This is a genomic window from Planctomyces sp. SH-PL62, from assembly GCF_001610895.1.
Taxonomy (GTDB): domain Bacteria; phylum Planctomycetota; class Planctomycetia; order Isosphaerales; family Isosphaeraceae; genus Paludisphaera.
Map to the genome: position 1 here is coordinate 4,168,730 of NZ_CP011273.1, position 18,295 is coordinate 4,187,024.

Genomic DNA, 18,295 nt, shown 5'->3' on the forward strand with positions numbered 1-18,295 from the left:
CCGAGAGAGAGCCCTGGCCGCCGTGTTGACCTCGGAATACGACTTCGAACTCCCCGAAGAGCTGATCGCGCAGCATCCCGTCGAGCCCCGCGACGCCTCCCGCCTCATGGTGGTCGACCGCCGCTCCGGGACGATCGCGCATCGTCGATTTGACGAGCTTCCCTCGCTGCTCGATGGGCGAGACGTCCTCGTCCGCAACGACTCGCGGGTCGTCCCCGCACGCCTGATCGGCCGCCGCGAGGCGACCGGAGGGAAGTGGGAGGGGCTTTTCCTGCGCGACGGCGACGACGGCCGCTGGGAGATCCTGGCGCGGACTCGGGGCCGTCCGGAGACCGGCGAGGTCGTGATCGTGGGCGAGTCTCCCGGGCTCCGCCTGGTTTTGGAAGGCCGCGGCCCTGCTGGGGCGTGGGTCGTCCGACCCGCTCCCGAGTCGCCCGAAGATCGCGGAGCGACCACGCTCGGTTTGCTCGAACGTTACGGCCGTACCCCCCTCCCGCCCTATATTCGTCGCGGGATGGCGGGTACGGCCGACCTGCTCCGCTATCAGACCGTCTACGCCCGCCGGCCCGGCTCCGTCGCCGCACCCACGGCCGGGCTGCATTTCACCGACGACGTGTTCGCGAGGCTGGCGGCCGGTGGGGTCGCGAGGGCCGACGTGACCTTGCATGTGGGGGTCGGGACGTTTCGCCCGATCGAGACGCCGACCATCGAGGCCCACGAGATGCATGCGGAATGGGCCGAACTCGACGTGGGGACCGCCGAGCTCCTGAACGCGAGGCGTGCCGACGGCGGTCGAATCGTAGCCGTCGGCACGACCTCGGCGCGGACGCTGGAGACGGCGGCGGCCTCGGGACGGGTGGAAGCCTTCCAGGGACGGACGAACCTGTTCATCCGGCCGGGCCACGTCTTCCACGCGGTCGACGCCCTGGTGACCAACTTCCACCTGCCGAGGAGCAGCCTGCTCGTCCTGGTCGCCTCCCTCGGGGGGCTCGACCTGATCCGGGAAGCGTACGCCGAGGCCGTCCGCTCACGCTACCGGTTCTACAGCTACGGAGACGCCATGCTCGTACTGGCGTGATCGCGGAGCGCGCCGGGGACGCTCAGCGACCGGCCGGCTCGACCACCTCTTCCAGATCGTGGATCAGCTTGCGAAGAGCCTGGTTCTCAAGCTGGCGGACGCGCTCGCGGGTCAGGCCGAGCTGCTCGCCGACCTCGCGCAGGGTCATCGGGTCGTAAGGCTCCAGGCCGAACCGCATGCGGACGACGGCGGCCTCGCGGTCGTCGAGGGCGTCGAGACGGTCGAAGACCCGCTCCAGGTCGTCGGCCTCGATCATCTGATCTTCCGGGGCCTTCCCGCGATCGTCGGTCAGGATGTCGTCGAGGATCGGCTTGTCGTCTTCCGAGTTCTCGAGCTGGTGGGTGAGGCTGTTGACCCGGATGGCCTTGGCCACGATCCCGATCTTCTTCTTCGAGAGCTTGAGCGCCTTGCCGACCTCCTCGATGGTAGGCTGGCGGCCCATTCGTTCGGTCAGGATGGCGGAGGCCCGCTTCCATTTGGCCAGCAGGCTCACCATGTAGGCCGGGAGCCGGATCGGCTTCCCGTTGTTCATCACGGCGCGGCGGATCGACTGCTTGATCCAGTAGCTGGCGTAGGTGCTGAAGCGGGTGTCCATCTGGCCGTCGAAGCCTTCCACGGCGCGCATCAGCCCGAGGTTGCCTTCCTCGATGAGGTCCTCGATGTTCAGACCCTTGCCCAGGTAGCCCCGGGCGATATTCACGACGAGCCGGAGGTTGGCCTTGACCATGTGCTCGCGGGCGTAAGGGTCGCCGGCCGCGACCTTTTCGGAGAGCTCCCGCTCTTCCTCGGCGGAGAGGAGCGGCGTGGCGTTGATCTCCGTGAGGTAGATCTGGAGAGGGGAGCCGCCCAGCTCGCGGCGATTCGAGTTCTTGGAAACCATCTGAGGATACTCCTGGAAAGTCCACGTCGGCTCCGAGGCGGCGACCTCGCCGGCTCCGCGCGAGGCTCGGACTGGCTCGTCCTGAATACCGTAAGACGTCCAGAACCCCTGTCAACAAAATGAGCGCATGGGAGGATGGCCTGGAGTTGACGACCGGACGAAGGGGTTGCGGCCGGTCGTTTCGCGAGGAGGGGGCGGGAGGTGCGTCCGGCTCCCGGCCGGCGACTTCGGCTCATCGTCGACGGCGGGCGTTGCCGATGATCGTTTCGGATCGGGGCGATCAGGTTCGGCCCCGAGCGCCCGAGGAGGGCTTCCAACCTCGCGGGGGTCGAACGGAATTCCAGGGACGGACTTTCGAGAAGGGATTCGTCATGTTCAGGCTTCGTGACGCGGTGGCGGCCGTCGCGTTGATTTCGTGCGGGACCGGCTGCGCGACGTTCTGCGACGAGTGCGACGACTTCCCGGTCCCGGGCCGCTACGCGGCGATCCCCGGCTCCTACACCGGCCCGCCGCTCGAAGGCGAGCCCCGCGCGGCGGCCTACGGGACCGCGCCCCTCTCACCGACCGCGACCCGCGAATCCGGCACGACGCCGGCTCCGGCGTCGCTGGACGACAGCGCGGGCAGCGGCTCGGCGATCGACGGCGGCGATTCGGTCAGCCCTCCCCCGCCCCCTCCGGCGGGCGCGGGGACGACCCCCTTCACGCCCTGACCCGTCCCACCCAAGGAAGGAATCGAATCATGGTCAGGAAGACCGTCCTCGGGCTTTCATGCCTCATGCTCGCGCTGGGGCTGACCGGATGCACCTGGACCGAGACGAAGCGGGATTACCCGCGGTCCATCGAACGGCCGCCGCTCGCCGCCGGTCATGATCACGGCCACGGTCACCAGCACTGAGGCTCACAGCCCCTCGGGATCGCTTTTCGACGAAGCCCCGGTTGACTCCGGGAGCGGATCTGCTCGAAAATCGACCCGAGGGCGCGGGAGCCGCATCGCCACGCCCGGGAACGGGGAGTCGGGCGATGCGGCCCGCGCTTCCCCACTCACCTGCGAGCCCGGACTTCCATGAAGCTCATCATCGCGATCATCCAGCCCACGAAGCTCGAGGCCGTGAAGGAAGCCCTCTCGAAAGTCGAGGTCTTTCGGCTCACCATCATGGACGTCCAGGGGTTCGGCCGCCAGAAGGGCTATACCGAGGTTTATCGCGGCCATGAGGTCACGGTCAACCTCCTGCGCAAGATCGAGCTTCAGATCGCGGTCAACGAAGACTTCGTCGAGCCGACCGTCAGCGCCATCCTCGAAGCCGGGCGGAGCGGCCCCGACGGCAAGATCGGCGACGGCAAGATCTTCATCCTCCCCCTCGACGACTGCATCCGCATCCGCACCGGCGAGCGCGGGCCGGAGGCCGTCTAGCACCCCACGCGCACTCGCCCGAATCGCCTGCGGCGCCCGCCCGCGAAGGTTCGCTATCGCCTGCTCGGCGCCGGCTCGGCCCGGTCCCGACGCCTCCCACGCCTTCATCTTTATTGGTGACGACACCCCATGATTTCCGCAGTGATTTTCGACTTCAACGGCGTCATCGTCGACGACGAATCGGTCCACTTCGATCTGTTTCGCGAGATCCTGGAGCAAGAAGGGGTGATCATCACCTACCAGGACTACCACGACCGCTACCTGGGCTACGACGACGCCGGTTGCTTCGAGCACGTCCTGGAGGACGCCGGCCAGGCTTACGACTCCGCCCGCATCGCCGACATGATCGCGCGCAAGGGGGTCCGCTACTTCGAGGTCGCCGATCAAGGCCTGAAATTCTTCCCCGACGCCGCCGAGACGATCCGACGCCTCGCCGAACAGTACCCCGTCGCGATCAATTCGGGAGCGCTCCGGGCCGAGATCGTCTACTCCCTCGAACGCCTGGGCCTGCGCGACCGGATCTCGGCGATCGTCGCCGCCGAGGACGCGTTCCGGTGCAAGCCCGACCCCTCGGGCTACGTCCAGGCCCTCGAGGCCCTTCGGGCGAACCGCCCGGAATTGAACGCAGCCGACTGCATGGTGATCGAGGACAGCCTCGCCGGGATCATCTCGGCCAAGGGGGCGGGCATGAAGGCCGTCGGGATCACCCAGACCTACCCGGCCGACGAGCTGACCCGTTCCGGCGCCGACGCCGTCATCGACGGCCTGGCCGAGTTGACCCGCCCCTGGATCGATGCCACCTTCGCCGACGTCACAGCACGCTGACGACATCCGAAAGGCCGATGCACCCATGATTCTCGACGCACCGAAGCCAGGCCCCGAGACGCCCCCGACGACTGTCTCGGGCGTCCTCCTGAGCCGCGACCTCATGTTCACGGTCAAGATCACCAGCACCGCGAGGGAGCTGGGCCACAAGGTTCAGGTCGCCGGGAACGTCGAGCTGGCCTCGGCCCTGATCGCGGAACATCGGCCCCGAGCCGTCTTCGTCGACCTCGCCGCCGGCCCCCTCGCCTCGTCGGAATCCCTGGTCCGGCTCCAGCAAGAGGCCGGGCCGGACACGCCGTTTGTGGCCTTCGGCTCCCACGTCGACGTCGAAGCCCTCGACGCGGCCCGGGCCGCCGGCTGCCGCGAGGTCATGCCCCGAAGCAAGTTCACCGCCCAGCTCCCCGACCTCATCCGGCGCTACCTCGGGCAGGCCTGACACGCCTCGCGGAATTGGCTTCGTTCGCCCGGCCGACGAACGAAGCCGATTCGTCGTAAAGGTCATAGCCGATTTGGTTTGCGTTTGAATTCGACCGCCGAAAATTGGCTTCGTTCGGCGTTTTCGATGACGATTACGAGGCCAGGGGTCGAGGCTCGCGGAATTGGCTTCGATCGCGTCGTCGACGAAGGAAGCCAATTCGCTGTAAGGTCTGTGGTGGAAAGAGGTTGCCTGGGATTCGGGCTGCCGAAAATTGGCTTCGTTCGGCGGTTTCGATTGCCGTTTCGATGGCTTCGTCTCGGGAAGGCCCAGACGCGATCCACCGCATCCGCGCCGGGACGTTTCGGGCCGCCCTATCCCCACAATACGACCCAACGGCCGATCTCGAAGGCGGGCCGACCGGCGCGACCGGAGTAAACGGTTGTCGCGGTCGCCTTATCGAGGCCAGGCCGGCTTCGGAGGGGGGATCACCCGGCTCAGCGGGGTCGGCGGCGGCTCGGCCGGACGGGGGTTGTATCGGTCGATCGGTGCTTCGGGGGCGATGAGAGGCAGGTCGTCCTCGGGGTGGATCCTGGGGAGCCCCACCGGAGGACGCGGGGGGATGGGAAGCTCCTGGTTCGGGACGAACGGTGAGGAACCGAGCGGGGCGGCGGGGACTTCCGGCGCGTCCGGCCCCAGGGGCGTCAGTGTGGTCGCCGGCACGTCGAACGACGTTTCGGGAAGGGGCGAAAACTCCGGTTCGCCAGACTCGACGCCGATCGGTGGGAGGATCGTTTCGCCCCCGATCGAGTCGAAGCCGCAGACGTCGCAGGGCTCTTCGCAGAATTTACCGACCGATTTGAGGGCCTTCCGGGCGGCATGGCGAGCGAGCAGGCAGGAGTCCTTCTCCGAAGCGCAGGCGAGGGCCTCGTGGGCCACCGGCAGGCAGGGCTTCATCTTGCCGAGCGACTCCGCCGCCTCCTGACGCACCAACCCCTGGCGATCATTCAGGAGGGCCCCGCTGAGGGCCTCCACCGCTTCGGGATACTGCTTCCAGTCGTGCGCTCGCAACGCCCTGGCCGCCTTTCGGCGGGCGGTCCAGTGCTTGGCCGTCCGGAGTTTGCCGACCTCCTCCCGCACCGTGGCCTGCTCCGCGCCGCAGTCGTGGCAGTCGGGCTGGTTCCGGGTATGGACCCCATGGATCGTACCCAACGTGGCCGTCAGCATCAGGTAGAGACTTGCCGTCGCCGCCGTCATCGGTATAGCTCTCAGGGGGACTTGGTTGACCTTGGCGAATTTGCCGCTTCAATCAACGTTAGCGGGTTAAATTCTCTAATCAACCCATTTTTACTAAAGTCCCAATTTCTTGAATTCGAATCGGATAGGATCTGCCGCGGAAGGGCGATTCGATTCATTCCAAGGATGATCGGGGTCGTACCGATGGTAATGGTAATGCCTGGATTGGATGATTGGGCGAATGCATGCTCGGTTTTCCTCCTGCTCACCGCGTTCGTTCCCTGGTTTCGGGCCTGGCGAGGCGCTTCGGGGACGGCCTTACGAGGAGGCCTGATTTGGGGAGCAGCGGCGATCGGCCTGGCCATCGCGGCGCAGACGGAGGCGGTCCTGGGCGACGCAACCTCTTCTGAGAGGATTTGTTATATCGCGTCGATCGCGGTTCTGTGCGGCCTGACCTGGCCGCTCAACGCCCGCAAGCCGGGGGTGAGGGCCTGGGCGTGGCTGACGGGGAGCCTGGTGCTCGTCTTCCTGATCCCGTGGCTCGGGTCGTCGGACGCGATGCGAGGAGGCATGGGGCGTTCGGGCTCGTTCCGGCTGGATGCACCCTGGAGCGTCTTCTATGTGATGCTCGGCGGGGTCGGGGTCGCGAATTATCTGCCCACGCGATTCCGGACGTCCGCCGTGATCCTGGGCGTGGGCCTGGGCTTTGAGTTCGCGGGGGTCGCGATGACGGGCTGGTCAGCCGCGGCGCGCGGGCATGCCCGGTCGGCCTTCGCCCTGGCGCTCGGCGCGGCTTGCTGGTCGGGTTGGTGGAGCGTCCGGCGCGAGGGGGCGGAACGAGGTCGCCGGGTCGATCGGATCTGGGTCTGGTTCCGGGACCGCTGGGGCGCGGCCTGGGGCTCTCGGATTCGCGACCAGTTCAATCGCTCGGCGGTGATCGCCGATTGGCCCTTTCGGCTGACGTGGCGGGGCCTGGAGGCCGTCTCCGACTCGACAGGCTCCGACGTCGCGGCGGAGGCGCAGGCCGAGGCGACGCTTCGGGGGCTGCTACGCCGCTTCGCCGAGCCCGAAAGGCTCGATCGCGCAGCCGGGGCGGGGCGAGCGGATCGGGATCAATCCGGGGGCATGCCGGACGCAACGATCTGGAGGTCTTCATAGCGCTGGGCCAGGATCAGGCTGCCGTTGGAGACGATCTCCTCGCCAGCCTTCAGCCCTTCATGGACGATGACCTTGTCCGCGTTCTCCTGGGCCACGACGATCCGCCGACGTTCGAAGCGTTTGGCCTTGCCGTCGGTCTCGGCGTTGGGGGCCCGGACGAACACGAACGGCTCGCCGTGGAGCATGACCATGGCGACGCGGGGGATCACCGACTGGCCCTCGACGGACGGCACGTCCAGGACGGCCCGGACGAGCATGTCCGCCTTGAGGGTGCGGTCGGGATTCGGGATCGAGGCCCGGACCTGGACCGCTCGCGATTCCTTGGAGACCTCCGAGGCGACGTACTCGACGGTCCCGGCGAAGGTCTGATCCAGGAACGGGAACTGGATGTTCATCCGCTGGCCGAGCGCCACCTTGGCCTGGTCGCGCTCGAAGACGTTGACCCAGACCCAGAGTTGATTGAGTGGCGCGATGACCATGAGGACGTCGTTGTTGTCGTAGAGGTTGCCCGGGACGACGTTCCTCTCGATGACGATGCCGTCGACGGGGGAGCGGAGGGTCAGCTTGGCCTTGTCGGAGACGTTCAGCAGCGCGCCCGAACTCGGCGCCTCGCCCAGGTTGGCGGTCAGGGGCTCGATCTCGGATTCGGGGACGCCCAGGACCCGGAGGTTCTCCCAGGAGGTGTAGTAGTCGAGGCGGCTCTTGCTCTCGTCGTTCACCGTGTCGATGTAGGTCTGCTCGGAGATGGCCCCGGTCTTGACGAGCTTCTCGCGGACGTCGAGGTAGCGGACGTCGTGCCGCCACTGCACGTAGTTCGTCTGGAACCGATTCTTCGCCGTCGCCAGCTCGGTGCTGTACAACTCGACGAGGGGATCCCCTTTTTTGACGAGTCGGCCCTTCTCGGCGAGCACCCCCTCGACCAGGGTGTCGAACCGGGGCCGCACCTTGGTGAGCGAGTTCTCGTTGTAGGCGGTGCGGCCGGTCAGTTCCAGCTTGATCGGCTCGACCTGGGCCTGGACGGGGACGACCCGCACGCCGATCGCCGCGATTTGTTCGTCGTTAAGCTCGACGAGGCCGTTCCAGGGGGGCCGAGCGGCGGCGACGGGGACGGCCGCATCCGGCGCGGGCGACCTGCCAGGTTCGACCATCGCCCGGACCCGCGCGACGACCGCTCGCCGCGCCTCGGGGGACCAACCCGACCAGACGTAATAACCCAGCCCCCCCGCGACCGCCAGGACCAGCCCGCCGACGAACAGCTTGAACCCCCTCGATCGACGCCCATGAGGCTCTCGATCGGGTCCCGTCGGAGTTCGGGCGCGGATGGATTCTCCGATCATCGTCATGGCGGTCCTCGGCTCGACGGGCGCGATGCGGCCGGGCGATGTACCCGGCCGGACCATGAAACGATTTTAATCTGCCGGCGAGCGCGACGCCACCCTGTACGACGAGGGTGGCGTGCGGGTTCGTTTCGGCGGGGGAATTCGGGCGCGACCGGCGCGGAGGCGTCGGCGCGGGTTCGATCAGGGCTTGGCCGGGGCCTCGGCGGCGGTCACGGAGGAGCCGTCGGGCTTGGGGGCGTTGGCGGGCTCCAGGGCCTTGATCATCTTCAGGAGTTCGCCGTCGGTGGTGAGGATGAGGCGGGTGTCCCCTTTGAAGGCGGTCTTGTAGGCCTCCAGGGTCCGGCTGAAGTTGTAGAAGTCGCCGGACTCGCGGATGGCCTTGGCGTAGTCGTCGATGACCTCGGCGTCGACCTTGCCGCGGGTGACGCTGGCCTCTTGCTTCCCCTCGCCCTCGATCTTCTGGACCTCGGCCTCGGTCTTGTTGATGATCTCCTTCTTGCGCTGCTCGCCCTCGGCGATGGCCTTCGCAGCGATGGCTTCCATGAGGGCGATCGCGCGGTCGAAGGCGGCCTCGCGGACCTGGGGGACGAACTCGACGCGGGAGATCCCGACGTCGACCAGCTCGATGCCTCGGCCCTGGGACTCGCCCTCGCTTCGACCGTCGGCGGCCAGGGCGGCGCGGGCGCTGTCGCGGATCTGGTCCATGATCTTGAGGCGCCCCAGGACGACGGCCTCCTTGGCTTCGGGAGCGACGAGGAATCCGGGGATGTCTTCGACGTCGTGTTTGGCGGGGTCCTTGGGATCGACGCTGCTCGCGGCGGCGACGACTTCCGGAGGGAGGCCCAGGGTGTAGGTCATCTTGCGATCGGTGCTGCGGATGATCTCGGCGAGGTTGTGGGTGGTGATCGTGTCGCGCGCCGTGCTGCGGACGAAGGCCTGGACGCGGGACTCGCCGTTCTCCAGGGTCCGGAGGGTGCGGACGAACAGGACCGGATCGGTGATCCGCCAGACGGCCCAGACCGTGACCTCGATCTTCTTGCCGTCGGCCGTGGGGACGTCGACGAGCTTGGCCTGGCGGTCGCCGTGCCAGATCTGGAGGGTCTTCGGCAGCCGCAGGACCTCCTGGATGAACGGGATCTTGAAGTAGAGTCCCGGCCTGGTCCGGCTGGCGACCGGTTCGCCGAACTGGAGCAGCACGGCCAACTCGCGTTCGGTCACGACGTAGCAGACGCTGCGGGCGGCCGGGATGCTGAGGACCAAGGCGATGCCGAGGATCACGGCGAGACGTTTGCTGGGCGTCATTTGGCCGCCTCCCCCTTCTCGTTCAAGTTCAGGATCGGTAAGGCCCGGTTGAGATCGGCGTCGATGATGGTCTTATCCTTGACCGACTCGAGGAGCGCCTGCATGGCTTCGATATAGAGCCGCTGGCGGGTGACGTCGGGGGCGCGCTCATAGGCGTGGTAGCGGGCCAGCAGGGCCTCGATCTCGCCCTGGGCTTCGGCCTTGGTGCGGGCGGCGTAGCCCTCGGCCTCGCGGATCAGCTTGTCGCGGTTGGCGCGGGCTTCGGGGATGAGCTTGTTGCGGGCGGACTCGGCCTCGTTCTCCAGCTTCTGCTTGAGCTGGATGGAGGCGTTGACCCGGTCGAACGACGGCTTCACGCGATCGGGCGGGATGACCCGCTGCATCTGGAGCGCAGTCACCGTGATTCCGCAGTCGTAGGCGTCGAGGATCCGCTGGGAGTCCTCGCGGGCCTGCACGGCGATGTCGCCGCGCTTGGGGCCGATCATCTCGTCGAACGAATAGTCGCCGACGAGCCGGTTCATGACAGTGCGAGAGACGTAGGTCAGCAGGTCGGCGGCCGCCTGGTCGTCCGGCTCGCCGGGGAACCGGAAGAGGTAGCTCGACGGCTCGGTGACGCGCCATTGCACGGTCCACTCGACGGACGCCGTGTTGAGGTCGCCGGTGAGCATCAGGGTCTCGTCGTCGTCCGGTTCGGCCTGGAGCTGGCGGACCCGGATGGCGTTGCGATTCCCCCCCTGCGCGGCCTGGATCGCCGGGCTGTACGGCAGCGAGAGCCCGTGCTCCTCGACGCTGACCTTCATGACCCGGTCCACGATCGGCAGCTTGAAATGCAGCCCCGGCATCGTCGTCGCCTTGTAGGCCCCGAACCGGAGCACCACCGCCTGCTCGTGGGGCTCGACGGTGTAGCTGAAGTCCGAGATCAGGAGGACGGCGACCAGGGCCCCGAGCACCCAGGGGATGAAGGGGATGTACCGCGCCCAGGCGTCGCTTGGCGGGCCGCCGCGGCGGGGACGCCCGCGCATCCCGTCTTCGAAGGAGTACGTTTCCATGCTGAGGGCCTGCTTTCCAGGTGCGGCCGGTCTCGGAGTCGTCCCGGCGTCACGATCACGCCGGGGCGCCCCTAGGGCCGGTAAGATCTTCGTCCGCGAGGCCGGCTTCTTGGCGACGGTCTCGCGGCAAGGGATGTGGATACTCGACGAGGGGGCGGCTCGGCCCCGAGGTCACGCACCTATTGTCGGCCGGGAGATCGACGCACGGCAAGGCGGGTCCGACTCGGGGGCGGCGAAGCGAGGCCGCCGCCCCCTCGATTTCGGCTCATTCCGGCAGGGGCTGGCCCTTGGTCTCGGGGGCGAACGGCAGCGCCAGCAGGCCGAGGATGAAGACCCCGCACATGGTGACGCCGGCGTATCTCATCGGCTCGGGATAGCCGGCGAAGACGGAGTTCGTCAGGAATCCCAGGGCGAACGGGCCCGAGGCCGCCACGAACCGGCCCACGTTGTAGCAGAACGAGATGCCCGTGCTGCGCAGGCGGGTGGGGAACAGCTCGGGGAAATAGATCGCGTAGCCGCCGAACAGCGAGAGCTGGCAGAAGCCCATGATCGGGACGAAGACGAAGATCTGCCAGAACTCGTTCAGCAGCCAGAACGAGGTGGCGGTCGACAGGCCGGCGAGGACGAACGCGATCGCGAACGCCGGTCGGCGGCCGATCCGCTGGGTCAGCTTGGCGAACCCCTGGATCCCGAAGAACGCCCCCGCATTGAACATGAGCAGGGTCATCCCGGCCCAGAACGTCAACTTGCCGCCGATCTCCTGGGGGGAGAGGCCGCTGGCCGCGTAATGCTTGCGGAGGACCGTCCGGCTCAGGTCGGCGTTGAAGACGCCGATGCCCCAGAGGCCGACGACGCCCGAGAAGGCCAGGACCATGCCCACGATGGTGTTCCGCCGCCAGCGCGGGTCGGTGAACAGTTCGGCGACCGAGCCCCGCTTGTGGGCGGGCTCGGGTCCGCCCGCGGCTTCCTCGGCCTCCTCCTTGCGGACGGCCGCCTTCCAGCGGTCGGGCTCGCGGAGCTTGAGGAAGACGGGGATCGCCAGCAGGGCCGGGAGCAGGCCGACCACGAACATCGTCCGCCAGGCGCTGGCGACGATCTCGGCCTCCTGCATCTTGCCCAGCCCGATGCCGATCAGGCCCGCCATCATGTTCCCTACGGCCGAGAGGGCCTGGAGCCATCCCAGGGCGTAAGGTCGGGTGCGGTCGGACATGACCTCGGCCACCAGGGCCACGCCGACGGCGAACTGGCCGCCGACCCCCAGGCCGGTGAGGAATCGATAGGCGGCGAAGTCCCAGACCCCGACCGACATCGCGCTCAGGCCGGTGAAGGCGGAGTAGGCGAGGATCGTCAGCATCATCGTCTTGGCCCGGCCGATCTTGTCGCCCAGGATGCCGAAGAAGATGCCGCCGGTCGCCCAGCCGATCATGAAGATGCTGGTGGTGAGGCCCGAGTAATAGTCGACCTGGCCGACCGTCGCGGGGTCTCCGGGGGTCGCCCCGATCAGCTCGGTGACGGCGGGGTTGCGCGCCAGGTTGAAGAGCTGCTGGTCCATCGTGTCGAACAGCCAGCCGAGCGTGGCGACGAGGAAGACGAACCACTGATATCGGTCCAGATCGCGCCACCAGGGGGTGCCGTCCGGGGCTTCCGCGGCGGGGACGTCGGGCAGGTTCATGAGTCTTCCTCGGGGGACGGATGGGGCGGATCAGGGCCGCTCGCGACGTGAGGGCGGTGGGGAGGTGACGGCCGGGCCGCCGGGGCGCGGGGGTTCCCCGCCACGTCGCAAGGCCCGCTCCACGATCAAACCACGAGAGCGGCCCGGCGGCAACCGTGCGTCGTCCCTCGGTCGGGGAAAGGCGCCTCGCCTGTCGGCCTTCCGGCCGCTAAGATCGTCGGCATGAAACGGAAGATCGGACCGACGCTGGCGGCCTCCGCGATCCTCGTCGCGGGATTGATCGCGGTCGTATATTCGGGGAAGGTTCCGCTGGGCGTGCCCGGCGAGTGGGAATGGCTGCGCGTGAAGGCGCCGCCGCCGATCCTGGGGCTGCTGATCGCCTTCGTGGGGGTCGCGGCCTATGGCGGCTACGCGGCCCTGGGCTATCGCGCGCTGGGCGTCCCCTCGCGGCGCGGCTTCCGCGAGACGAGCTGGGTGGCCGGACTCCTCGCCTCGGCGGTGACCCTCCAGGTCCTGATCCCGATGGGAGCGGCCGACGAGTACGACCTCACGAAATGGGCCTACGTCCATTATTTCCACGGATCGACCGGCTATTACCACGTGGCGAAGGAGCAGGCGGCGGCCGATCCCTGGAAGTTCCTGGCCGATTATCCGGCCTGGATCCAGGGGCAGGATTCGCTCCACATCGGCACCCACCCCCCCGGCCTGATCGCGATGCACTGCTTCCTGATCGGGGCGATGGAGCGGCGCCGCGCGGCCGCCGACTTCCTCAACGCAGCCATGCCCCCCCCGGTGACCGTGGCGTTCCGCCAGCTCGAGGCGATCGAGCGTAAGCCGCTGCCGAGGGCCGATCGAGCGGCGATCTATCTGGCGAGCCTGATCACCTTGCTGGCCTGCGCCGGGACCGTCGCGCCGTTGTACCTGCTGGCGCGGGAGTCGCTGCCGCCGCAGCTCGCCTGGGCTTCGGCCTCGCTCTGGCCGCTGGCCCCGGCCCTGAACCTGTTCCAGCCGGGCGCCGACGCCGCCTACCCCCTGCTCTCGGCGACGGCGCTGGCGGCGGCGGCGTGGGCCTCGCGGATCCGAGGGACGCCGGGGCTGGGGACGTGGGCCTCGCCCGGCATGGCGATGGCCTCCGGAGCCGTGATGGCGTTCGGCATGGTCTTCACGTTGGCCTTCCTGCCGATCGGCCTCATCGTCGCGCTGGTCGTGCTGGCGACGCGGTCGATCTCGTGGCCGAGGCGCCTGGGCACGATCGCCTGGATCGGGGTCGGCTTCGCGGGCGTGGTCGCGGCCGGATGGCTGGCGACCGGCGCCGACCCGTTCGCCGTCTGGGCCTGGAACCTGCGGCACCACGCCCGGTTCTACCTGGAATACCCGCGGTCGTACTTCGCCTGGCTGCTCGTCAACCCGATCGAACTGGCCGTCGCCGCCGGGCTGCCGATCGTCGTCTGGGGCGTGATCGGCGCGGTCGCGGACCGCCGGTACATCCCGCGCGCGGCCTGGTGCACGCTGGCTGTGCTGACGATCGTCAACCTCACGGGCCGGAACATGGGCGAGACGGCCCGGCTCTGGATGCTCTTCCTCCCGCCCCTGTTCCTGGCCGTCGGCGTCGGCCTGACGCGGCTCGGCGGCGGGTCGAGGGCCCTGTTCGCCACGGTGCTCCTGGTGGGGATCCAGACCCTCGGGCTCCAGGCGCTGATCCAGGTCGTTTATCCCGTCTGAGCCGATCCGATCAGAGGAAGACGCTGGTCACCCGGACGCCCATCTCGGCGTCGATCAGCACGAGGTCGCCGCGCGCGATGAGCCGTCCGCCGGAAGTGATCTCGACCGGCTCGCGGGTGTGCCGATTGAGTTCGAGCAGGTCGCCCGGCTTGAGGTCGGCGAGTCGGCTCACGGGGAGGCTGAGGCGGCCGATCTCGACCGTCAGCGTGACGGGGGCGTCCAGCGGGTCGGCGACCGGGCTCTCGGGGCGGGCGGGTTCGGAACTCGTGCTCATGACTTCATCCCCTGGCGTGAACGATCGTTGGAGCAGCGGGCCCGCGACGCGGACCCGGCGGCCCGAGGAGCCGGGCGCGGGCTCCACGGCGATGCGGTATTCCGGGCCGTCGCCGCCCGCCCGACAGATCAGGTCGAGCGATCCGGCGAGTTCGGTCGGCGTCCCGGCCAGCCGCGATCGGGCCAGCGGGAGCACCGCGCCGACGCGGAGCTTCTCCAGGCCCAGCGGCATCGACGCCCGACCGGCCACGGCCCGCCACTCCGAGGCCAGATCGACGGCCGACGGCGGGAACGGCGGCCGTGGACGCGGATGGGGGGGCGAATCGACCCAGTACACGGCCAGGGACGCGGGGATCCAGAGCCGGACCGCCCCGGCGACGGAGCCGACGCGGACGGCCCAGCGGATCGTGACGACCTCGCCCAGGCCCTCGACGTCGAACGGGCTGGGCCCGACGCGGTCGATCGAGAGGTCGGGCGCGTCGGATTCGACCTGCCCGCCGAAGCGGAAGGGGCTCGCGCCGGAGTCCGCGATCTGCTCGAGAGCCCGGGTGACGAGGTAAGTCCAGACGCCCCACTCGACGGGCGTGGTCTGAAGCCGGACGTCGGCGAACGGCCGGTCGAACCCGAGGAGCCCGTCGACGACGGCGTGGACGATGGGGACCTCGACCCCGAACGCCAGGCGGGTTCGGAGCCGGGGCCAACGAAACTGGGCCACGAGCCCCGGCCTTCCCAGCGCGGCGGCCCGGCCCTCGACCTCGGGCCGATCGAAGGCGACGTCCAGACCGCCGGGCGGAGCTATCCAGGCGAACCCCGCGCGGGTCCGCTCCGCTTCGCGCCAGGCTTCCGCCCGACGCTCCAGCGCGAGCGTCCAGGCGGAGAGCCGGGGGAGGCCGTCCCAGACGTGGGCGGAACCGTCGTCGGCGGTCATCGTCGCTCCTCGATCGCCGCCGGAGGGGCCGCCGCGATTCGGCCTTGCTCGTGGAGGCGTTTCCAGGCGGTTCGGAGGATCAGGCTTTCCAGGCGTGCGAAGGTCGCCAGGGCCGCGGAGTCGCGTGAGGACCGCGGGGAGATGGATCGCGCCCTCCTCACCATTTCGTAGGGCAGCCGTTGAAGCGCCCAGCGCATGGCGAACGGCTCGCAGTCGGCGAGGAGGCGGAATGCGGTGATCAGGCCGAGGAGCCCGAGCTTGCGGCGCCGCGAGAGCCGCTCCCCTTCGACGGCTGCCACGTCATGGAGGGCCCAGGTGCGGACGGCGTCGGACGGGGATTTCGGCAAGTTTCCAAGCTCCCCCCATCCCTCGACCCCCAGCGCGAGGGCCGATTTCAGCCGTCCCACCTCGCTCCAGAGCAGGCAGGCATCACGGGTCGACGTTCGGGTCAGGGCGGCGATCACGAGCGGGTGCTCGTCGTAGTCGGACCCGCCCACCAGGCGTTCGGTCCAGAGCGAGAGGACCCAGTTCAGGACCTCGAGATGGGGGGGACGATCCGGCTCCGCGAGGCCGCCGCCCGCGCGCAAGGCTCGCTCGACGCCGGTAGGCCCGTGGTGCGCGACGATCGACCGGACCGCCGGCGACTCGTCCTGGAGCGCCCGAGCGAGCCAGGACGGGTGGATCGATCCGAGATCGGCCCGGGCTTCCTCGCGGTGCCTTCGCGCGAGCTGCGCGAGGGCCTCTGCCCCGCCGTCTCGCCCTTCGAGGGCGGTCGAGATGGCCTGGGATGCGGCGTGCGCCGTGCTCAGGCCGGTCTTGCGTTCGGCTCCGGCGGCCATCGACGCCCTCACGCCCAGCGCTTGATCAAGGTCAGTCGGGGGACGACGCGGTCGACGGAGACCTCGTCGAAAACCTGGAGGCCGGCGACGAATGGATCGTCCGGGGACTTCTGCAACTCTTCGAACCACGCGATGCCGTCGCGGAAGGAGAGGACGAGGCGATCGGGGGTCAACTCGTAGTGGACCGAGCCCGGCTCGTCGTCGGGATGCTCGCTCGGTCGCCGGACGATGCAACGCCAGGCCTGGTCGAGCAGGCCGTTGATCCGGCCGGCGACCTCCGCTTCGAGCGGGGTGCGGCCGAGGATCAGGCTCCGGAGCCGGGCCAGGTCGTGGAGCGGGAGATCGTCGTCGGGGTCGACGAAGCGGATCGAGCCCTTGATGATTTCGCGGGAGGCCTGCTCGCGGAGGGCCTCGGCCTGTTCCAGGGCCTCGAAGATGCGTTCGGGCGTGTAAGGCTTGGAGATGAACTCGTCGGCGCCGGCGTGGAAGCTGTCGATCCGGTTCCTCTGGGCGATGCGGGCGGAGACGATGACCAGCGGGATCAGGCAGGTGGCCTTGGCGGACTTGACGGCCCGGCAGATCTCGTAGCCGTCGACGTCGGGGAGCATCAGGTCGAGGAAGAGGATGTCGGGCACCTGGCGGCCCAGTTGCTCGAGCGCCTCGCCGCCGGTGAAGGCCGGGGTCGAACGATAGCCGCGCAGCTTGATGAGCATCCCCAAGAGCTTGTTGGCTTCCGGTTCGTCTTCGACGATGAGAGCTGTGGGCATCGGGTTCTCACGAAACGGTGGGCCGGGCCGGGGGTGGGCCGAGATCGGCGATCGGCTCGACCTCGGTCGATGGCGAGGGCTCGCGACGGTCGTCGGCGGGCGTCGGGGCCGTGTCGACGACCGCCTCGCTCCGGGGGAGCCGGATCGTCATCCGCGTGCCCCCCCCCTCCAGCCGTTCGGCCGAGACGCCGCCGCCGTGCATCTCGACGAATTGTTTGGCGATGCTCAGGCCCAGCCCCAGGCCCCGCTTCTGGAATCCGAAGTCGCCCGAGGAGTGGCAACTGGGGTCGAGCTGGGTGAAGAAGGGTTCGAAGAGGTGGCGGAACGCCTCGGGCTCGATGCCGACGCCGTGGTCCTCGACCTCGATCACGGCCATTTCGGGGCCGTCGAGCCGAGCCGTCAGGGCGACCTCGCCGCGATCGGGGGTGAACTTGATCGCGTTGGTCATCAGGTTCACCAGCGCCGAGGCGACCTTGTCGCAGTCGATCTCGAACGGGCCGAGATCGTCCGCGACCTCCAGTTTCAGGTGGAGGTGGCGGGCGTGGATGAACGGGCGGACCTGGTCGACGACCCCCTGGACGACGGTCGCCAACTCGACGGGACGGCGCTCGAGGGTGCGGCGGAAGTCGTCGGCCCGGAGCAGGGTGAGCATGTTGGTGACCAGGCGGGCGAGTTGACGCCCGCTGGAGGTGATCTGGTGGAGGATCTCCGACTCCTCTTCCGAGCGTTCGCTGGAGGAGAGCCGGAGCAGGTCGGTCAGGCCCAGGACCAGGGTGATCGGGGTGTTGAACTCGTGGCTGGCGACCTCGATGAACGCCGTCTTGAGGCGGTCCGCCCGGGCCAGGTCCTCATTGGCCCGGACGAGCTGGCTGTTGGCGTCCTGAAGCTCGGAGATCAGGGCCTTGCGCTCGGCCAGGAGGTCGTATTTCTCGGCGGCCTGGCGGATGACGCCTTCGAGTTCGACGGCGTCCCAGGGCTTGAGGATGTAGCGGAAGATGTGGCCTTCGTTCACCGCGTTGATCACCGCCTGGATGTCGGCGTAGCCGGTGAACAGCATGCGGACGGCGTCGGGCTGGATCCGCCGGGCCTCGGCCAGGAGGGCGTCGCCGGACATGCCGGGCATCCGCTGGTCGGACAGCAGGAGATGGACCTCGTTGTCCTGGAGCAACTCGAGCGCGGCCCGGGCGTTGGGGGCGGTGAGCACCCGATAGGCGCGGTGGAACTGATGACGCAGGCTTTCCAGCACGTCCACTTCGTCGTCGACGATCAGGAGAGTATGCCGCCGCTTCATCCGCTTCGCTCCGCCCGCGGTCGGAGGGTGGGGATCAGGTCCATTCCGAATCATCACGAGACCCCCGGAGCGGTCGCGCCCAAAGGTTCCCAGTTCTCCATCATACAGC

18 protein-coding genes are annotated in these 18,295 nt (G+C 68.7%); 8 read left to right on the top strand and 10 right to left on the bottom strand.

Going from position 1 to position 18,295, the window contains the following annotated elements:
* The first annotated feature begins 22 nt into the window (after positions 1-22).
* Positions 23-1,078 (top strand): tRNA preQ1(34) S-adenosylmethionine ribosyltransferase-isomerase QueA, encoded by a 1,056-nt coding sequence (queA, locus tag VT85_RS16190; protein ID WP_068417386.1) that lies wholly within the window; start codon positions 23-25, stop codon positions 1,076-1,078.
* A gap of 22 nt (positions 1,079-1,100) precedes the next feature.
* Here the strand turns inward: queA and VT85_RS16195 are convergent, their stop codons facing one another.
* On the bottom strand, positions 1,101-1,958 hold the full coding sequence (locus VT85_RS16195; RefSeq protein ID WP_068417390.1) for an RNA polymerase sigma factor RpoD/SigA: 858 nt from the start codon (positions 1,956-1,958) through the stop codon (positions 1,101-1,103).
* A 371-nt stretch (positions 1,959-2,329) separates the two neighbouring features.
* Between VT85_RS16195 and VT85_RS16200 the strand changes: the two genes are divergently transcribed.
* The 5 genes from VT85_RS16200 (at position 2,330) to VT85_RS16215 (ending at position 4,630) form a co-directional block, all read left to right on the top strand.
* On the top strand, positions 2,330-2,668 hold the full coding sequence (locus VT85_RS16200) for a hypothetical protein (RefSeq protein WP_156512898.1): 339 nt from the start codon (positions 2,330-2,332) through the stop codon (positions 2,666-2,668).
* 29 nt (positions 2,669-2,697) lie between these two features.
* Complete coding sequence (locus VT85_RS27710; protein ID WP_156512899.1) at positions 2,698-2,853, top strand: hypothetical protein; 156 nt, start codon at positions 2,698-2,700, stop codon at positions 2,851-2,853.
* A 168-nt stretch (positions 2,854-3,021) separates the two neighbouring features.
* On the top strand, positions 3,022-3,369 hold the full coding sequence (locus VT85_RS16205) for a P-II family nitrogen regulator (RefSeq protein WP_068417396.1): 348 nt from the start codon (positions 3,022-3,024) through the stop codon (positions 3,367-3,369).
* 129 nt (positions 3,370-3,498) lie between these two features.
* Positions 3,499-4,194, top strand: a complete 696-nt coding sequence (locus VT85_RS16210) for an HAD family hydrolase (protein ID WP_068417399.1) — start codon at positions 3,499-3,501, stop codon at positions 4,192-4,194.
* A gap of 25 nt (positions 4,195-4,219) precedes the next feature.
* Entirely contained in the window at positions 4,220-4,630 is a 411-nt protein-coding gene (locus tag VT85_RS16215; protein ID WP_068417402.1) for a response regulator, read from the top strand.
* Positions 4,631-5,065: 435 nt separating this feature from the next.
* On the opposite strand, the gene VT85_RS16220 is transcribed toward VT85_RS16215, so the two are convergent.
* Positions 5,066-5,866 (bottom strand): HEAT repeat domain-containing protein, encoded by an 801-nt coding sequence (locus tag VT85_RS16220; RefSeq protein ID WP_082858646.1) that lies wholly within the window; start codon positions 5,864-5,866, stop codon positions 5,066-5,068.
* A gap of 195 nt (positions 5,867-6,061) precedes the next feature.
* Here VT85_RS16220 and VT85_RS27715 point away from each other — a divergent pair, with 195 nt between their 5' ends.
* The gene (locus VT85_RS27715; RefSeq protein ID WP_156512900.1) at positions 6,062-7,003 is read left to right on the top strand and encodes a hypothetical protein; all 942 of its coding nucleotides are present in this window, start codon (positions 6,062-6,064) and stop codon (positions 7,001-7,003) included.
* On the opposite strand, the gene VT85_RS16230 is transcribed toward VT85_RS27715, so the two are convergent.
* From VT85_RS16230 to VT85_RS16245, 4 genes are all read right to left on the bottom strand, one after another.
* A complete protein-coding gene (locus VT85_RS16230) occupies positions 6,958-8,340 on the bottom strand; it encodes an efflux RND transporter periplasmic adaptor subunit (RefSeq protein WP_082858998.1) in 1,383 nt (460 codons plus the stop codon). The genes VT85_RS27715 and VT85_RS16230 overlap by 46 nt on opposite strands.
* A 183-nt stretch (positions 8,341-8,523) precedes the next feature.
* A complete protein-coding gene (hflC, locus tag VT85_RS16235) occupies positions 8,524-9,645 on the bottom strand; it encodes a protease modulator HflC (protein WP_068417414.1) in 1,122 nt (373 codons plus the stop codon).
* Positions 9,642-10,694: an FtsH protease activity modulator HflK gene (gene hflK, locus VT85_RS16240; RefSeq protein ID WP_068417417.1), complete on the bottom strand. Its 1,053-nt coding sequence runs from the start codon at positions 10,692-10,694 to the stop codon at positions 9,642-9,644. Before hflK ends, hflC begins: the two co-directional genes overlap by 4 nt.
* A 265-nt stretch (positions 10,695-10,959) precedes the next feature.
* Positions 10,960-12,366 (bottom strand): MFS transporter, encoded by a 1,407-nt coding sequence (locus VT85_RS16245; RefSeq protein ID WP_068417420.1) that lies wholly within the window; start codon positions 12,364-12,366, stop codon positions 10,960-10,962.
* 222 nt (positions 12,367-12,588) lie between these two features.
* On the opposite strand from VT85_RS16245, the gene VT85_RS16250 reads away from it, so the two are divergent.
* Positions 12,589-14,088 (top strand): hypothetical protein, encoded by a 1,500-nt coding sequence (locus VT85_RS16250; protein WP_068417423.1) that lies wholly within the window; start codon positions 12,589-12,591, stop codon positions 14,086-14,088.
* Positions 14,089-14,098: 10 nt separating this feature from the next.
* On the opposite strand, the gene VT85_RS16255 is transcribed toward VT85_RS16250, so the two are convergent.
* Genes VT85_RS16255 through VT85_RS16270 form a run of 4 tightly spaced genes read right to left on the bottom strand, consistent with a single transcriptional unit; the run spans position 14,099 to position 18,186 of the window.
* Complete coding sequence (locus VT85_RS16255) at positions 14,099-15,289, bottom strand: FliM/FliN family flagellar motor switch protein (protein ID WP_068417425.1); 1,191 nt, start codon at positions 15,287-15,289, stop codon at positions 14,099-14,101.
* A complete protein-coding gene (locus VT85_RS16260) occupies positions 15,286-16,128 on the bottom strand; it encodes a hypothetical protein (protein WP_068417430.1) in 843 nt (280 codons plus the stop codon). The genes VT85_RS16255 and VT85_RS16260 overlap by 4 nt, the downstream gene beginning before the upstream one ends.
* Positions 16,129-16,136: 8 nt before the next feature.
* A complete protein-coding gene (locus tag VT85_RS16265) occupies positions 16,137-16,895 on the bottom strand; it encodes a PleD family two-component system response regulator (protein WP_068417433.1) in 759 nt (252 codons plus the stop codon).
* Between the two features lie 7 nt (positions 16,896-16,902).
* Positions 16,903-18,186, bottom strand: coding sequence for a hybrid sensor histidine kinase/response regulator (locus VT85_RS16270; protein ID WP_082858647.1), 1,284 nt, complete (start codon positions 18,184-18,186; stop codon positions 16,903-16,905).
* Positions 18,187-18,295 lie beyond the last annotated feature (109 nt).

Coding starts and splice junctions, on each gene's coding strand:
- VT85_RS16220 (WP_082858646.1), bottom strand. CDS start 5,866: ATGACGGCGGCGACGGCAAGTCTCTACCTGATGCTGACGGCCACGTTG.
- VT85_RS16270 (WP_082858647.1), bottom strand. CDS start 18,186: ATGAAGCGGCGGCATACTCTCCTGATCGTCGACGACGAAGTGGACGTG.
- hflC (WP_068417414.1), bottom strand. CDS start 9,645: ATGACGCCCAGCAAACGTCTCGCCGTGATCCTCGGCATCGCCTTGGTC.
- VT85_RS16210 (WP_068417399.1), top strand. CDS start 3,499: ATGATTTCCGCAGTGATTTTCGACTTCAACGGCGTCATCGTCGACGAC.
- VT85_RS16245 (WP_068417420.1), bottom strand. CDS start 12,366: ATGAACCTGCCCGACGTCCCCGCCGCGGAAGCCCCGGACGGCACCCCC.
- VT85_RS27710 (WP_156512899.1), top strand. CDS start 2,698: ATGGTCAGGAAGACCGTCCTCGGGCTTTCATGCCTCATGCTCGCGCTG.
- VT85_RS16200 (WP_156512898.1), top strand. CDS start 2,330: ATGTTCAGGCTTCGTGACGCGGTGGCGGCCGTCGCGTTGATTTCGTGC.
- hflK (WP_068417417.1), bottom strand. CDS start 10,694: ATGGAAACGTACTCCTTCGAAGACGGGATGCGCGGGCGTCCCCGCCGC.
- VT85_RS16250 (WP_068417423.1), top strand. CDS start 12,589: ATGAAACGGAAGATCGGACCGACGCTGGCGGCCTCCGCGATCCTCGTC.
- VT85_RS16230 (WP_082858998.1), bottom strand. CDS start 8,340: ATGATCGGAGAATCCATCCGCGCCCGAACTCCGACGGGACCCGATCGA.
- VT85_RS16215 (WP_068417402.1), top strand. CDS start 4,220: ATGATTCTCGACGCACCGAAGCCAGGCCCCGAGACGCCCCCGACGACT.
- VT85_RS16260 (WP_068417430.1), bottom strand. CDS start 16,128: ATGGCCGCCGGAGCCGAACGCAAGACCGGCCTGAGCACGGCGCACGCC.
- VT85_RS16265 (WP_068417433.1), bottom strand. CDS start 16,895: ATGCCCACAGCTCTCATCGTCGAAGACGAACCGGAAGCCAACAAGCTC.
- VT85_RS16205 (WP_068417396.1), top strand. CDS start 3,022: ATGAAGCTCATCATCGCGATCATCCAGCCCACGAAGCTCGAGGCCGTG.
- VT85_RS16255 (WP_068417425.1), bottom strand. CDS start 15,289: ATGACCGCCGACGACGGTTCCGCCCACGTCTGGGACGGCCTCCCCCGG.
- VT85_RS16195 (WP_068417390.1), bottom strand. CDS start 1,958: ATGGTTTCCAAGAACTCGAATCGCCGCGAGCTGGGCGGCTCCCCTCTC.
- VT85_RS27715 (WP_156512900.1), top strand. CDS start 6,062: ATGCCTGGATTGGATGATTGGGCGAATGCATGCTCGGTTTTCCTCCTG.